At 73.9% G+C, this 14,346-nt stretch carries 10 protein-coding genes and 2 pseudogenes; 2 read left to right on the top strand and 10 right to left on the bottom strand.

What is annotated here, in order from left to right; genetic code table 11:
- Positions 1-207 precede the first annotated feature (207 nt).
- The 4 genes and pseudogenes from QFZ71_RS26835 to QFZ71_RS26820 all read right to left on the bottom strand — a co-directional run bounded on the left by QFZ71_RS26835 (position 208) and on the right by QFZ71_RS26820 (position 5,385).
- A complete protein-coding gene (locus QFZ71_RS26835) occupies positions 208-1,170 on the bottom strand; it encodes an LD-carboxypeptidase (RefSeq protein WP_307670718.1) in 963 nt (320 codons plus the stop codon).
- Positions 1,167-3,185, bottom strand: a complete 2,019-nt coding sequence (locus QFZ71_RS26830; RefSeq protein WP_307670717.1) for a S9 family peptidase — start codon at positions 3,183-3,185, stop codon at positions 1,167-1,169. Before QFZ71_RS26830 ends, QFZ71_RS26835 begins: the two co-directional genes overlap by 4 nt.
- Before the next feature lie 29 nt (positions 3,186-3,214).
- On the bottom strand, positions 3,215-4,558 hold the full coding sequence (locus QFZ71_RS26825; protein ID WP_307670716.1) for a M20/M25/M40 family metallo-hydrolase: 1,344 nt from the start codon (positions 4,556-4,558) through the stop codon (positions 3,215-3,217).
- Positions 4,551-5,385 (bottom strand): annotated as a pseudogene (locus tag QFZ71_RS26820) (M55 family metallopeptidase). Before QFZ71_RS26820 ends, QFZ71_RS26825 begins: the two are co-directional and overlap by 8 nt.
- A gap of 230 nt (positions 5,386-5,615) precedes the next feature.
- Between QFZ71_RS26820 and QFZ71_RS26815 the strand changes: the two are divergent.
- A complete protein-coding gene (locus QFZ71_RS26815) occupies positions 5,616-6,884 on the top strand; it encodes a pyroglutamyl peptidase (RefSeq protein ID WP_307670715.1) in 1,269 nt (422 codons plus the stop codon).
- A gap of 17 nt (positions 6,885-6,901) precedes the next feature.
- Here the strand turns inward: QFZ71_RS26815 and QFZ71_RS26810 are convergent, their stop codons facing one another.
- From QFZ71_RS26810 to QFZ71_RS26800, 3 genes and pseudogenes are all read right to left on the bottom strand, one after another.
- Complete coding sequence (locus tag QFZ71_RS26810) at positions 6,902-7,225, bottom strand: hypothetical protein (protein ID WP_307670714.1); 324 nt, start codon at positions 7,223-7,225, stop codon at positions 6,902-6,904.
- A gap of 411 nt (positions 7,226-7,636) precedes the next feature.
- Positions 7,637-8,122: pseudogene (locus QFZ71_RS26805) on the bottom strand (GNAT family N-acetyltransferase); the annotation flags it as partial.
- A gap of 141 nt (positions 8,123-8,263) precedes the next feature.
- Complete coding sequence (locus QFZ71_RS26800) at positions 8,264-9,268, bottom strand: aldo/keto reductase (protein WP_307670713.1); 1,005 nt, start codon at positions 9,266-9,268, stop codon at positions 8,264-8,266.
- A gap of 138 nt (positions 9,269-9,406) precedes the next feature.
- Here QFZ71_RS26800 and QFZ71_RS26795 point away from each other — a divergent pair, with 138 nt between their 5' ends.
- Entirely contained in the window at positions 9,407-10,300 is an 894-nt protein-coding gene (locus QFZ71_RS26795) for a LysR family transcriptional regulator (protein WP_307670712.1), read from the top strand.
- Positions 10,301-10,494: 194 nt separating this feature from the next.
- Here the strand turns inward: QFZ71_RS26795 and QFZ71_RS26790 are convergent, their stop codons facing one another.
- The 3 genes from QFZ71_RS26790 to QFZ71_RS26780 all read right to left on the bottom strand — a co-directional run bounded on the left by QFZ71_RS26790 (position 10,495) and on the right by QFZ71_RS26780 (position 14,324).
- Positions 10,495-13,002 (bottom strand): DHA2 family efflux MFS transporter permease subunit, encoded by a 2,508-nt coding sequence (locus QFZ71_RS26790; protein WP_307670711.1) that lies wholly within the window; start codon positions 13,000-13,002, stop codon positions 10,495-10,497.
- A 215-nt stretch (positions 13,003-13,217) separates the two neighbouring features.
- A complete protein-coding gene (locus tag QFZ71_RS26785) occupies positions 13,218-13,661 on the bottom strand; it encodes an SRPBCC family protein (protein ID WP_098008540.1) in 444 nt (147 codons plus the stop codon).
- 408 nt (positions 13,662-14,069) lie between these two features.
- Positions 14,070-14,324: a DUF6332 family protein gene (locus QFZ71_RS26780; protein WP_307670710.1), complete on the bottom strand. Its 255-nt coding sequence runs from the start codon at positions 14,322-14,324 to the stop codon at positions 14,070-14,072.
- Positions 14,325-14,346 lie beyond the last annotated feature (22 nt).

Raw genomic sequence — 14,346 nt, 5'->3', positions numbered from 1 at the left:
ACAACACTTGACACGAAGACCTCCACACCGAGGGCCTTACCGGCCGAAAAGCAGTGGGCCGCTCCCATGCTGTGACGCAGCTCACTGCGTGTCAACGCACCGGTCAGCGGCCTTTGACGGTTGTTCACCGCTTCCGTGCGCGAAAACACCCACACAGGCTCGCGCGGGCGCGGAAGCAGAAGCGGATACGGGAGAGGCCGAGGAGGGTCAGCGCAGGGCGGGCGTCCGGACGGTCAGCGTGCAGCGTCCTCCGTCCGCGGGCGCGTCGAGCACCGCGGGGACGCCCAGGGGGATCGTCAGCGCCGTGGGGCCGTGCCCGAACCCCAGCTCCTCGACCACGGGTATGCCCAGGGTGCCGAGCCGGTCGGCGAGCACCGGGCGGATCCTCTCGTACGGTCCGCAGAGCTGCCAGGAGCCGCAGGCGATCCCGGCGACGCCGGTCAGGGCTCCGGACCTCAGGAGCCGGGTGAGGATGCCGTCGAGGCGGTAGGGCTCCTCGCCGGTGTCCTCGATCGCCAGCAGTCCGCCGCGGGCGTGGGTCCGCCCGCCCGGGGTGCCGGTGTCGGCGGCGAGCAGGCTGACGCAGCCGCCGTACAGGACGCCTTCGGCCCGTCCGGGGACCAGGGGCCCGGCCGTGTCCAGGCCGAGGGTGAGCACGGTCTCGGGTGCGAAGAGGGTGGCGCGCAGGTGCTCGCGGGTCGGCGCGTCCTGGAGGAAGGTCTCCGTGGCGACCATCGGGCCGTGCAGCGTCACGAACCCGGCGCGCAGGGCGAACGCCTCGTGCAGCACGGTGATGTCGCTGTAGCCGACGAAGACCTTGGGCCCGGCGGCCCGGATCGCCGCCCAGTCGAGCAGATCGACCATGCGGTGGACGCCGTACCCTCCCCGCGCGCAGAACACGGCCTCGACGGACGGGTCGCACCAGGCGGCCTGGAGGTCCGCTGCGCGCTCCGCGTCCGTGCCGGCGAGGTAGTCCAACTCCGGGTGCGTGGACCGCACATGGCGGCCGACCACGGGGTCGAGGCCCCAGTCGCGCAGGATGGCGGTCCCCGCCTCCAGCCGGTCGGCCGGGACGGGGCCGCTGGGTGCGACGACGGCGACCCGCGAGCCGGGGCGCAGCCGGGCCGGCCGGGCGAGCCGGGTGGCCGGTGCGCGGTCCTCGCGGGTCACGTGGTCAGCTCCAGAGGCGGCACGTCGGGGCGGTCGATGCCGAACGTCTGCGCATAGAGGGAGAGTTCGGCCTCCAGCGCGCGGACGAGGGTCTCCACGCGGCGGAATCCGTGGCTCTCCCCCGCGAAGGCGATGTAGGCGTGGGGCACGCCCCGGCCGGCCACGGCGGCGAGGAACCGCTCGCTCTGGGCAGGCGGGCAGATCACGTCGTCCAGGCCCTGGAGCAGCAGGAACGGGGTGTTCAGCCGGTCGGCGCGGTGGAGCGGGGAGCGTTCCCGGTAGCGCTCGGGCACGTCGGCGAACGGGCCGACGAGAGAGTCCAGGTACCGCGATTCGAAGTCGTGGGTCTCGTCGGTGGCCCACCCCTCCAGGTCCAGCACCGGGAAGAGAATCGTTCCGCAGGCGTACAGGTCGGTGCCGGTCAGCGAGGCGGCGGTGGTCCACCCTCCCGCGCTGCCACCTCGGATCGCGAGCCTGTCCGGGTCGGCCGCGCCCTCCTCGACCAGGGCCGAGGCGACGGCCGCGCAGTCCGCCACGTCGACGACGCCCCACTCTCCGCGCAGGCGCTCGCGGTAGGCGCGCCCGTAGCCGGTGGAACCGCCGTAATTCACGACGGCGACTCCGATGCCGCGTGAGGTGAAGTAGGCGACCCCCAGATCGAGGGCGAGCGGCGCGTACCCCGTGGGTCCGCCGTGCACCGAGACGACGTACGGCGGTTTCTCGCCCTCGGGGCCGGTGAGTTCGGGGTGGTGCGGCGGGTGGATGTGGGCGTGGATCTCCTGGCCGTCGGGGCCGGTGAAGGTCCGGCTCTCCGGCCGGGGGTAGTAGCCGGGGTCCACCGCGTCCCGGTGGGGTGCGCCGATGGTGCGGGTGCGCCCGGTGGCGGTGTCCAGTTCGACGACCTCGGGCGCGCTGCGAGGGCTCGCCGCGACGCCGACGACCCGGCTGCCGTGCACGGCGAGCGTGTCGGCCCAGGTGGTCCAGGGGCCCGGAGTGTCGGCGAGTTCGCCCGTCTCGGGGTCGAGGATGCCGAGGCGGTGGTCGCCCTTGCCGTGCAGGACGGCGATCAGCCCGTTGTCCAGCGGGTGGAACCAGCGCAGCCCGATCTTCCACAGCGGCCCGCCGAACTCCTCGCCCCGCGGCGGCAGGAGGCGGCTGCTGGGGAGCACGCCCCCCGCGACGGCGTCGGGGCGGATGCGCTGGAGCTCCCACCAGCCGGAGAGGTCCGAGACGAACAGGAGGCTGCCGTCGCGGTCCCACTCCACCTGGCAGACCGCTTCGTCACGGGCCCCGACGAGGGGCCGGATCGCGGTGAACTCGCCCGTGCCGGTGATCTCGGCCAGCATGACCACCGTGCCGTCCCAGGGCATCTCGGGGTGGTCCCAGGCGATCCAGGCCGCCCGCCGCCCGTCGTGGGAGACCTTGGGTCCGGTGACGAACCGGTGGCGGTCGTCGGAGAGTTCGCGGATCTTCGAGCGGTCGTCGGCCGCCGAGCCGTCCAACGGCACGGCGGCGACCACGCGTCGCACGTCGGTGGGCGCCGGCCCGGTGAACTCCTCCAGTACGCACCAGACTTCACCGGCCGCTCCGCGCTCGGGGCGGATCTGCGGGTCCACCCAGCGCAACCCGCCGCCGATGTCCGAGACCGGGGTGAGCGGCCACGGCTCGTCCGGCCCGTCCGGGAGGTAGGCGTACAGCCGCTGGTCGGTGAAGTTGACGAAGACCGCGAGGGGTTCGCCGCCCTCGCGGACCGTGCCGGCCCAGGGCTGCCCCCCGTACTCGACGACCCGGCTGCGGGCGTTCCAGGGGGCGGGCAGCACGGGGACGGTGGTGCCGTCGGCGCGGCGGCGGACGAGGGCGCGCCGGCCCCCCTCGGCGGGGCGCGGCTCGGTCCACCAGATCTCGTCGCCGACGGTGCCGAGGTGGTCGGGGCGGCCGTCGTGCGTGGCGGTGAGCGCCGCGTCGATCGGTGACGGCCAGGTGCCGTACGGGGCTGCTGCGGGCACGGTGTTCACGTAGGTCGTTCCCCCCGGGGACGATTCGGTCAGGCGGTGCGCAGGTAGTGGTCGAGGACGCGGACGCCGAAGTGCAGGGCGTCGACGGGGACGCGCTCGTCGACGCCGTGGAAGAGCCGCTGGTAGTCGAAGCCGACGGGCAGCTTCAGCGGGGTGAAGCCGTAGCCGGTGATGCCGAGGCGGGAGAACTGCTTGGCGTCGGTGCCGCCCGACATGCAGTACGGCACGGTGTGCGCGTCCGGGTCGAACCGCTCGACGGCGGCGCGCAGTCTGGCGTACGTCGGGGAGTCGACCGGGGCCGTCAGGGCCTGCTCACGGTGGTAGAACTCCCAGGAGACCGCCGGGCCGGTGAGCCGGTCCAGGGTGGCGTGGAACTCGTCGTCGCCGCCGGGGACCGTCCGCCCGTCGACGAAGGCGGTGGCATGGCCGGGGATGACGTTGACCTTGTAGCCGGCGTCCATCATCGTCGGGTTGCTGCTGTTGCGGATCGTGTTCTCGACGAGGGATGCGGCCGGGCCGAGCTTGCCGAGCAGTTGGGCGACGTCGAAGCCGGGGTCGTCGAGGTCGGCGGTGATGCCGTGCAGCGCGGCGATCTCGGTGATCGCGGCGCGGACGGTCGGGGTGAGGCGGATGGGCCATGCGTGCTCGCCGATCCGGGCGACGGCGGCGGCGAGCGCGCTCACCGCGTTCTCCCGGTTGACCTTGGAGCCGTGCCCGGCCCGGCCCTCGGCGGTGAGCTTCAGCCAGCCGGTGCCGCGTTCGCCCGCCGCGATCGGGTAGAGCGAGAGCCCTTCGCCGGCATGGAAGGTGAAGGCCCCGGACTCGCTGATGCCCTCGGTACAGCCCTCGAAGAGGCCGGCGTGCTCCTCGGTGAGGAAGCCGGATCCGTCGGCGGCGCTGTCCTCCTCGTCGGCGGTGTAGGCGATGACGATGTCGCGCGCGGGGCGGAACCCTTCGCGGGCCCAGCCCCGGACGACGGAGAGGACCATCGCGTCCATGTTCTTCATGTCGACGGCGCCCCTCCCCCACACGACCCCGTCGCGGACCTCGCCGGAGAAGGGGTGCACGCTCCAGTCGGCGGGTTCGGCGGGCACCACGTCGAGGTGGCCGTGGACGAGGAGTGCGTCGGCGGTGGGGTCGGTGCCGGGAATCCGGGCGACCACGTTGGTCCGGCCGGGGGTGCGCTCCAGCAGCGTCGGCTCGATCCCGGCGTCCGCGAGGCGCTCGGCGACGTACTCGGCGGCGGGGCGCTCCCGGCAGTCGCCGCCGCCCCGGTTGGTGGTGTCGATCCGGATCAGCTCGGAGGTGAACGCCACCACTTCGTCGAGCGCCTGCTGGTCCACGGGTCCGAGCGGGTCGGGGGCCTCAGCCATACTGTTCCTCCACGGCGGCCGACACGATCGTCGTCACCGCCTTGAACGTGCGAATTCCTTCGTACATCGTCGCGCTGGTGTACGCGACGCGCCTCTCGCCGCTCGCCGCGACTCCGGGAACGACGGTGGCCGCCGCCGCCAGGTGTTCGGCGTCGAACTCCAGCTCCACGGTGAACGTCCCGCCGGTGACAGGGTCCCGCCGGCCCGCGAGCGCGGTGGCGCTCCGGGCCGCCGCCCGGATGTCGGCGGCGGTACGGGCGGGGGGTGCGGCAGACGGCCGCGTACCGGGAGACGTAGTCCTTGACGGCGACCTTCCGGGCGTCCGGCGCGTACCCGTCGGCGTCCACGCAGGTCAGGTCGTCGCCGGTGACGAGGACGACGGGCACCCCGTACTCGGCGGCGACGTGTGCGTTGAGCAGCCCCTCGCTCGCTCGGGTGCCGTTGAGCCAGACCCCGGTGATGGAGTTGGCGAGGTAGGTGTGGGCGAGGACGCCTTCCGTGCCGGCCCCGGTGTGGTAGCCGACGAAGGCCACCGCGTCCACGTCGCCGTGCTGGATGCCCTCCACCATGGACAGCGACTTGTGCTTGCCGGTGAGCATCTCGACCCGTTCGTCCATGTGCTCCAGCAGCAGGTTGCGCATCGACCAGTGGGCCTCGTTCACCAGCACCTCGTCGGCGCCACCGTCGTAGAAGCCGAGGGCCGCGGCGTTCACGTCGGACGTGAACATCGAACGGCAGCGCTCCCACTGCGGGGTCCCCGGCAGCACGTCGGCCGGCCAGGTGACTCCGGTGGCGCCTTCCATGTCGGCGCTGATGAGGATCTTCATGCCGCCACACCGTACGCCCCGTGAGCGGCTCGGGCCAGGGAGGGGCGGCGCGCCATCGGTCCGGATCGGTGGGTGTCCGGGGCGCGCCGGGACGTGTCCGGGGCGCGCCGGGACGTGTCCGGCGCCGCCGAGCGGGTGGGCGGCGGTCGTTCCGCGGGGCGCCCGCCCTCTGGCATCGCGCCGGGCCGTGCGGCGATACTGCGCACCATCGCTCGATCGGAAGGACCCGTGTGACCCACCACTCCCCCGCGGCGGCCCGGCTCGGTATCGGCGGCCTGGCGCTCCTGCTCGTCCTGGCGGGCTCCGCCCGGCCCACTGCCGCCGCCCCGGCGGTCACCGCCCGCACCCCCCGGGCGGTGACCGTCGAGGAGCAGCGCCTCGACCGGGCCGCGCCGCGGGAGATCCTCCGGCGCAGCGGCTTCGACGCCCTCGCCCCGCGCTTCGGGAGGGCCCTGGAGGGCACCGGCGGCTACGCGCAGGCCGAGCGGACGGTCACGCGGCACGCCTCGGCACTGTGGCGGCGCGCCGTGGACCGCGCGCGGGGACGGGGTCCCGCCACGGGTGACCTGAGCCGGGGCGACGACCGGCCGCTGTACTGGGCGCGGCTGGCCCTCAGCCGCGAACTGCGTTCGTGGACACCACCGTTCGCGCTCGGCGACGAACAGCGGAAGGCCCTGCACACCGCTCTGGAGAGCGCCTCGCGCGGCGAGCGGGAGATCCGCTTCCCGGACCGGCGGATGAAGCGGGTGCTCGTCACCGGCTTCGACCCGTTCACGCTGGACCGGGACGTCCGGATCGGCAATCCCTCGGGCGCGAGCGCACTCGCCCTGGACGGCACAGTGGTGCGGACGGCGGACGGGCCGGCCCGGATCGAGACCGTCGTCTTCCCGGTGCGCTGGTCGGACTTCGCCGAGGGCGTCGTCGAACGGACCCTGGCGCGGCACCTGCCGCGGCTGGACCTGTTCACCACGGTCAGCCAGGGCCGCCCCGGCCGTTTCGACGTGGAGCGCACCAACGGCGCCTGGCGCGGCGGCTTTCCCGACAACGAGAACACGGCGAGCACCGGACCCGTCCCGGTGGCCGACCCGGACACCCGGCCGCAGTGGACCTCCACCACCCTCCCGTACCGGCAGCTCACCGAAGCGGAGACGGGACGCTTCCCGGTGTACGACAACACCGAGGTCACCGAGATCCCGGCGGGCGGCACCCAGCCGGTGACCAGGCCGGACGGGCCCACGCCGGGCTCGGCGGCGCGGGCCGGGGGCGGCGGCGACTACCTCTCCAACGAGATCGCCTTCCGGGCCACCCTGCTGCGCGACCGGCTCGGGCTGCCGCACCTGCCGGGCGGTCACCTGCACACCCCGGTCCTGCGGTTCGGCGCGGAGAACACGGACCCCCGGACGGGGACGGTCACCGACCCGGACTTCGAACGCAACCGCTCGGACATCGTGCGCCAGGTGGGGGAACTGGTGAGGACGGCGGTGACGGCGGGGCGCTGAGCGGCCGGAAGGGCCCTTCAGCGGTGGGCTGCGACGTGCCCGTCCGGCGTGGCGGCCGTGCCCTGTCGGGCGGTGGAGGGGCGGGCTTCGGTGTGGCCGGGGCAGAGGGCGGGACCGACGGTGCGGCCACGGAGGTTCCGGCCCGTCCGGGCCGGGGACGCCGACGGCAGCCAGGTCCGGTCCGGGTGGCGGAAGCGCAGGTGGGACAGGACCCTGCGGGCCACGGACCCCTCCGGCAGCGGGGTGTCGATACGGGTCGTCGTCAGCAGGCCGGCCGGGCAGCGGGTGCACAGCCGGTACGAGATCTCCCCGACGACCTTGCGGTGGTGGACCAGGAGCAATTGGTGCTCGCCGCCGCCGTCTCCCGGGGAACACGAGGTCCACTCCAGGGCGGCGAGCGTACGCGCCCGTCGCCTCGTCCGGGCCCAGCGACGGCGGAGGGCGCCGGGACGGCGGCGCCGGCGCGGGGGCCCCTCTCCGGGCCGGCCCCCGCTCCGGACGCCGGCGGGGCAGGGCTGGGGGCTCGTGCCTCCCGCGCGGGAGGAAAGGGGCGGTGCTGGGGAAATCCGCATGATCCGCGTGTGCCCCGGCACCGCCGTCTGATGCCGCCCGACCGGCCCCGGTCCTCCGCCCGGTGCGGGCCGGTCGGGCCGGTCTTCGGCCGGACCTGACCGGCGGGGTCGGCAGCGGGGTCGGTGGCGGCGGTCGGTGGTTCGGCCTCGGTGGTCGCGCCGGTGGTGCCGCCTGGCGCGTCAATGCGCGGCGGCAGGTTTGATCCGCTTCTCGAACCAGTGATGGGCGTACGGCTCGTCGTTGAAGGCGGCCACCTCCTGGAATCCGCAGGACCGGTACAGCCCGCTCGCCGCGCCGAGCCTCGCGTTGGTGTCCAGGCGCAGCAGCTCGTGGCCGTGCGCGGCGGCCCGCCCCTCCAGTTCGGCGAGGAACCGGCGGCCGAGCCCCAGTCCCCGCACCGCCGGGGACACCCACATCCGCTTCACCTCGGCCGGAGCACCGGTCGGCAGTTTCAGGCCGGCACAGCCGACGGGTTCGCCGTGCAGCCGGGCGACCAGGAAGAGGCCGCTCGGCGGGCGGAGGAGCCCCGCGTCGGGCAGCAGGCTGCGGCCGGGCTCGAACCCGGTGTCCAGCAGCGCGGCCAGCTCGGAGAAGTAGGCGCGCAGGCAGTGCCGGGCGTCGGGATGATCCGGATCCACCGTGTCCAGGGTGATCTCCGAGGCGGTCGGCGGGCGGTCGGCCGCGCCCGCTCCCTGCTCGCGGCGGGGCTGCTCCTGTTCGCTCATGCACCCGACCCTAGGTGGTGTCCGGCGGACTTGCGGCGGGCCCGCCGGAACACCCCGTCCACCGCCGCGCCCGGCCGTGTGTCAGCCGGTCTCCGCGCCCCGCAGCAGCTCCTCGATCCGGGACAGCTCGTCCTCGGTGAAGTCCAGGTTCCGGGTGGCCGCGACGCTGTTCTCCAGCTGGGTCACGCTGCTCGCGCCGACGACGGCGGAGGTGAGCCGGCCGCCGCGCAGCACCCATGCCAGGGCCAGCTGTGCGAGTGACTGGCCGCGCTCCCGTGCCAGGGCGTCGAGCGCGCGCAGCCGCTCCACCAGCTGCGGGGTGACGGCGTCGGCGGTCAGGAACGGGCTGTCGCCCGCCGCCCGCGAACCGGCCGGGATGCCGTTCAGATAGCGGTCGGTGAGGATGCCCTGCTCCAGCGGGGAGTACGCGATGGAGCCGACGCCCAGCTCGTCCAGGACGTCCGGCAGCCCGTCGTCCTCGATGCGGCGGTCGAGCATCGAGTAGCGGGGCTGGTGGATGAGGAGCGGGGTGCCGAGGTCGTCCAGGATCGCGGCGGCCTCGCGGGTCTGTGCCGCGGAGTAGTTGGAGAGGCCGACGTAGAGGGCCTTGCCCTGCCGTACGGCGGTGTCGAGCGCGCCCATCGTCTCTTCGAGCGGGGTGTCCGGGTCGGGCCGGTGGGAGTAGAACACGTCCACGTACTCGACGCCGAGGCGCTTGAGGCTCTGGTCGAGCGAGGAGCGCAGGTGCTTGCGCGAGCCCCACTCCCCGTACGGCCCGTCCCCCATGTGGTAGCCGGCCTTGGTGGAGATGACCAGCTCGTCGCGGAGGCGGGCGAAGTCGGTGGCCAGGGCGCGGCCCAGGGTGAGTTCGGCGGAGCCGGGCGGGGGGCCGTAGTTGTCGGCCAGGTCGAAGTGGGTGATGCCGAGGTCGAAGGCGCGGCGCAGGATGGCGCCCTGGGTGTCGGGGGTCCTGTCGCCCCCGAAGTTGTGCCAGAGGCCGAGGGAGAGCGCGGGCAGCAGCAGACCGCTGCGGCCGGTGCGCCGGTAGGGCATGGCGGAGTAGCGGTCGGCGGACGGCAGGTACATACGGGGCTCCGCGGGAGGGGTACGGGGGTGCGTGCCGGGAACGGCGCGCGCGGGGAGGGCGGACTCCAGGGTTCCGCAGATGGATCCAGCGGTCCAACAGGAGATTCCGCTCGGATTCATCGCCTACATTGCTCAATCATGGAACTGCGTCAGCTGGAGCACTTCGTCGCCGTGGCCGAGGAGCAGCACTTCACGCGGGCCGCCGAACGCCTCGCCGTCTCCCAGTCCGGGCTCTCCGCCTCCGTACGGGCGCTGGAGCAGGAACTGCGGACCCCGTTGTTCAGCCGGACCACCCGCACGGTCCGGCTCACCGAGGCGGGGCGGGCGCTACTGGTGGAGGCGGAGCGCACGCTCGCGGGCGCGCGGGCGGCGCGGGAGGCGGTCGACGCCGTGCGGGGATTGCTGCGCGGAACGCTGACGGTGGGGGTCGAACAGTGCGTGGCGGGCGTGAGTCCGGCGCGGCTGCTGGCCGCGTTCCACCGGGATCATCCGCAGATGGAGCTGCGGCTGCGGCAGGAGGGCACCAGCAGTCTGCTGGACGGGGTGGCGGGCGGAAGGCTCGACCTGGCGTTCGCGGCGACGGTCGATCCGGCCGAGTGGCGCGGGGAGCTGGTGCCGCTGGCACGGGAGCCGCTGGTGCTGCTGTGCTCGGCGGAACATCCGCTCGCGGGCCGTTCCGAGGTGGGGTGGGCGGAGTTGGCGGGGGCGTCGTTCATCGACTTCCACCCGGACTGGGGCCCCCGGCGGGCCGCCGACGGGGCGTTCGGGGCGGCGGGGGTGCGGCGGACGGTGGGCCTGGAGGTCAACGACGTGCACAGCCTGCTGGAGTTGGTCCAGGAGGGGCTGGGGATCGCGGTGGTGCCGCACCACTTCTCCCGTAAGCCGGAGGCGGCGCGGCTGGTCACGGTGGAGCTGGCCGGCGGGGCCCGGCCGGTGTACGAGAGCGTGGCGGTGCTTCCGGCGACCCGGAGCACGGGCCCGGCGGCGCGGGCGCTGATGCGGCTGCTGCGGGAGGACACGGGCGCGGAGTGAGCCGAAGGCGACACCGGGGGCGGGGCGAGCCGGGGCGACCCGGGGGCGGGTTCCGCCGGGAGCGGCATGGATCGATGCGCGTCGGGGCGGCATCGCCCCGGCCCCCGTACACCTCTGCACGCCCGTACCCGTAGGCCCTCGGACTCCTACGCCCCGGCGTTTCCCCGGCCCTGTACGTTCCCGGCCCGCCCGGCTCAGTCCTCGTGGCCCAGCTGGAGGTCCCGTTCGGTGCGGCCGCCGCCCGCGACCTGGAGGACGGTGGCGACCGGCGGGTAGCCGGCGGCGATCACCGTGTACTCGCCGGACGACAGGTCGACGAACCGGAACGAGCCGTCCGCCCCGGTGGTGAGGGTGTCCACCACGTTGCCCGCCGCGTCGAGCAGGGTGACGCGGGCGTCCTCGACGGGGCGTCCGCCGGTGGCCCGGACGACGCCGCGCAGGACGGCCCCGCCCGCCAGCTCGATGTCCTGCCGGGTCTCGCGGGCGGCCTGCACGCTGACCGGGAGGGCGGCCGGGCGGAAGGCGGGGGCGCTGGCGGCGAGGGTGTACTCGCCCGCGATCAGCTCGCCGATGACGTATCCGCCCTCGCGGCCGGTGCGGGTGGAGGCGACGACCTCGCCGCGTACGTCGGTGAGGGTGACGGCCGCGTCCTGGACCGGGGCCCCGTCGGGAGTGAGGACGGACCCGGCGAGGCGTCCGGCGCCCCCGAGGACCACGTCCAGTTCGACGGGGCGCTCGCCCACGGTGACGCTGACGGCCTGCGGCTGGTGTCCGCCGGCGGCGGCGATCAGGACGTACGAGCCGGAGCCGGGAACGCTCAGCGCGTACCGGCCGTCGTCGCCGCTGCCCCCGCGTCCGATCTGCCGTCCCTGGACGTCGATGAGGGTGAGGGCGGCGCGGGGGACGGTGGTGCCGTCGGGGTGCTGGACGCGGCCGTGCACCGGGACCCCGGAGGGATGGCCCGCGGCGGGCCGGGCGGAGTCGGCGCGGGCGGCGGGGATCGGCGCCGTGGTCTCGGCGGCGGCTTCGGGACTGTGGTGGGACACCAGCGGTTTCTCCTTGAGGAAGAAGGCGAGGACCAGGCCGAGAACGAGCACCGGCACGAGGTAGAGGAAGATGCGCGGCATCGCGTCCACGTACGCCTGGATGTAGGCGTCGCGCAGGGCGGGTTCCATCGCGTGGACGATCTGCGGGGTGATCGACTCGGGGTCGGGCAGTTCGGCGCCCGTGGGCAGCCGTACGCCGAGCGCGTCGGAGAGCCGTCCGGCGAACAGCGTGCCGAAGACGGCCGCGCCGACGCTGCCGCCGATCTGCCGGAAGTAGTTGTTGGCGCTGGTGGCGGTGCCGAGGTCCGAGGGACGTACGGAATTCTGGACGGCGAGCACCAGGACGGACATGACCAGTCCGATGCCGATGCCGAGAACGGCCTGGTAGAAGCTGTGGGCGAGGGCGGAGGTGTCCGCCTCCAGCAGCGAGAGCAGCCCCATGCCGACGGCGGAGACGGCGCAGCCGGCGATCGGGTAGATCCGGTAGCGGCCGGTGCGGGTGATGAGCTGGCCCGAGACGATGGAACCGCCGACGATGCCCATCATCATCGGGAGCATCAGCAGTCCGGATTCGGTGGCGCTGACGCCGTCGACCATCTGGAGGTAGGTGGGCAGGTAGCTGGCGGCCCCGAAGAGCGCGATGCCGACGACCGCGCCGACCAGGCCGCTGACGTTGAAGACGGAGTCGCGGAACAGCCGCAGCGGAATGATCGGTTCTGCGGCCCGGCGTTCGGCGGCGACGAACAGCACGGTGGAGGCGACCGCTCCCGCAGCGAGGGTCAGGATGGTGCCCGAGCCCCAGGCGTACTCGGTGCCGCCCCAACTGGTCACCAGCACCAGGCAGGTGGAGGCGACGGCGAGGAGCACCGCGCCCAGGACGTCGAGGCGGGGCCGGACGTCGGGCCGGGGCAGCTTGAGGACGACCGCGATGACGGCCAGAGTGACCAGGCCGAACGGGACGTTGACGTAGAAGCACCAGCGCCAGGAGGCGTGGTCGGTGAAGAACCCGCCGAGCAGGGGCCCGGCGACCGAGGCGAGGCCGAAGACCGCGCCGATGAGGCCCATGTAGCGGCCGCGCTCCCGCGCCGGGACGATGTCCGCGATGATCGCCTGGACGCCGATCATGAGCCCGCCGCCGCCGATGCCCTGGAGGGCGCGGAAGGCGATCAGTTCGTCCATGGTGCGTGACCAGCCCGCGAGGGCGGAGCCGATGATGAAGACGACGATGGCGAACTGGAAGACGCCCTTGCGTCCGAAGAGGTCGCCGAGCTTGCCGTACAGCGGCAGGACGATGGTGGAGGCGAGGAGGTAGGCGGTGACCGCCCAGGACATCTTCTCCAGCCCGTGCAGCTCACCGACGATCTTCGGCAGGGCGGTGGCGACGATCATCTGGTCGAGCGCCGCGAGCAGCAGGGTGAGCATCAGCCCGAGGAAGACCATGCGGATCGTGCGGGGGCTGATCTCCGCGGCGTCCGGACCGGGTCGGGACGCCGGGGGCGGCGGGGGTGGTACGGCGAGCGCTTCGACGGCCGCCGTCGTGGCGTCCGGAGCCGGGGTTCCGAGCGCCGGAGCGTGCGGAGCCGGGCCGTCCGGTGCTGAACGGTCCGGCCCCGGCCCGTCCGGCTCGTCCTTCTCCAGCGTGATCCCACCCACCACGTGCCGCTCCCCTCGTCGCGCCTGCGCCGCCCATTTCTCGCATCGCGCGGCAAGGCGGGGCAAACGTGACGAGGGGCGTACGCGGAGAGCGCGAAGGGCTTATGCCCCGGTGGGAGCCGCTACGGCGCACCACCGGCCGCTCCGGAAAACCACCCGTTCCGGTGAGGCCGGCCCGGCACCGGAGAGTGCTCGACCTCCGGTGCGGGCAGGGGGAGTTACTTCTCGACCTCGGTGGCGAGGTTCTGGAGGAGCTCGTCGTAGATCCGGCCGAGTCCCTTGGGCGCGAAGGTGCGCTCGAAGAAGCCGCCGATGCCGCTCGCGCCGTCCCAGACCGTGACCACGACGGCCTTGGACCGGCCCTCACCGGCCGGGGTGACGGTCCAGGTGGTGACCATGGAGGAGTTGCGGTCCTTCTCGACGAGCTGCCCATCGGTCGGCTCGCTGACCTCCAGCAGGCAGTCGCGGACGCGCTTGCTGGTCGCCTGGAGCTTCCAGTGGACGAGGGTGCCCTCGCCGTCGCCGCCCTCGCGGACCTCGTACTCGCTGAAGTGCCCGGTCAGCACCTTGCCACGGACGTCCTTGTAGTCGGCCAGGGCGTCGAACACCGTGTCCGCGTCCGCCGCGATGATCCGCTCCGTCGTCGCCTCGACCTGCGCCATGGCTGTTCCTCCAGCTATCCGTGGTTCGGGGGGTGTGCTGAGCCAATCACCTCGGGCAGGGCCGCTCAAAATCGGGGCGGGGAGGGCTCAGGGCCAGCGGGTGGAGAGAACGCGGTGGTCGAGCACCGCGCACCGGAAACGGGCGGGGCCGACCGGCTCGGCGCAGTCGAGCGGGAGACCGGCGAACTCGGCGGCCATGGGCGGGCCCTCCCGGTCACGTGGCGGTCCGTCGGGGATCACACGCCAGCCGTACGGCCGCGGGCTGGGGGCGCGACCGCTGGCGCCGGCGGGGGGCCACCCTCCACCGAAGATCCCGTCACCCTTCCGGGGCCGGCCGAGACCCCGTCACCCTTCCGGGGCCGGCCGCCGAACGATTCCATGCCGCCGGGCCACCGATGGCCCCGGCCGTCAGTGACCCTTACGGCGCTCCGCGTCGAAGCGGCGCAGCACCCGGACCAGGTGCGCCACCCCGACCGCCGCTCCCGCCGGCACTCCCCCGGTCCGTACCCCTTCGGACGCCGGACCGGAGAGGCCGAGGACGAGGGTGAGGGCCACGGCGACGGCGAAGACCGCCCCGGCCAGGACGGCGGCGGCCAGCAGCGCGAAGACGATCTCCACCGTCATCGCGTCCTTCTCCCACCGCGACTCACGCCCCCTGTCCATGCCGGAAGTCTCGCACCGCGGT

This window comes from Streptomyces sp. V2I9 (genome assembly GCF_030817475.1).
GTDB lineage: Bacteria > Actinomycetota > Actinomycetes > Streptomycetales > Streptomycetaceae > Streptomyces.
This window is presented reverse-complemented; position numbering and strand designations above follow the sequence as displayed.

Excerpts from the sequence above, each read along its gene's own strand:
- QFZ71_RS26825 (WP_307670716.1), bottom strand. The coding sequence starts at position 4,558 with ATGGCTGAGGCCCCCGACCCGCTCGGACCCGTGGACCAGCAGGCGCTC.
- QFZ71_RS26800 (WP_307670713.1), bottom strand. The coding sequence starts at position 9,268 with ATGTACCTGCCGTCCGCCGACCGCTACTCCGCCATGCCCTACCGGCGC.
- QFZ71_RS26795 (WP_307670712.1), top strand. The coding sequence starts at position 9,407 with ATGGAACTGCGTCAGCTGGAGCACTTCGTCGCCGTGGCCGAGGAGCAG.
- QFZ71_RS26785 (WP_098008540.1), bottom strand. The coding sequence starts at position 13,661 with ATGGCGCAGGTCGAGGCGACGACGGAGCGGATCATCGCGGCGGACGCG.
- QFZ71_RS26780 (WP_307670710.1), bottom strand. The coding sequence starts at position 14,324 with ATGGACAGGGGGCGTGAGTCGCGGTGGGAGAAGGACGCGATGACGGTG.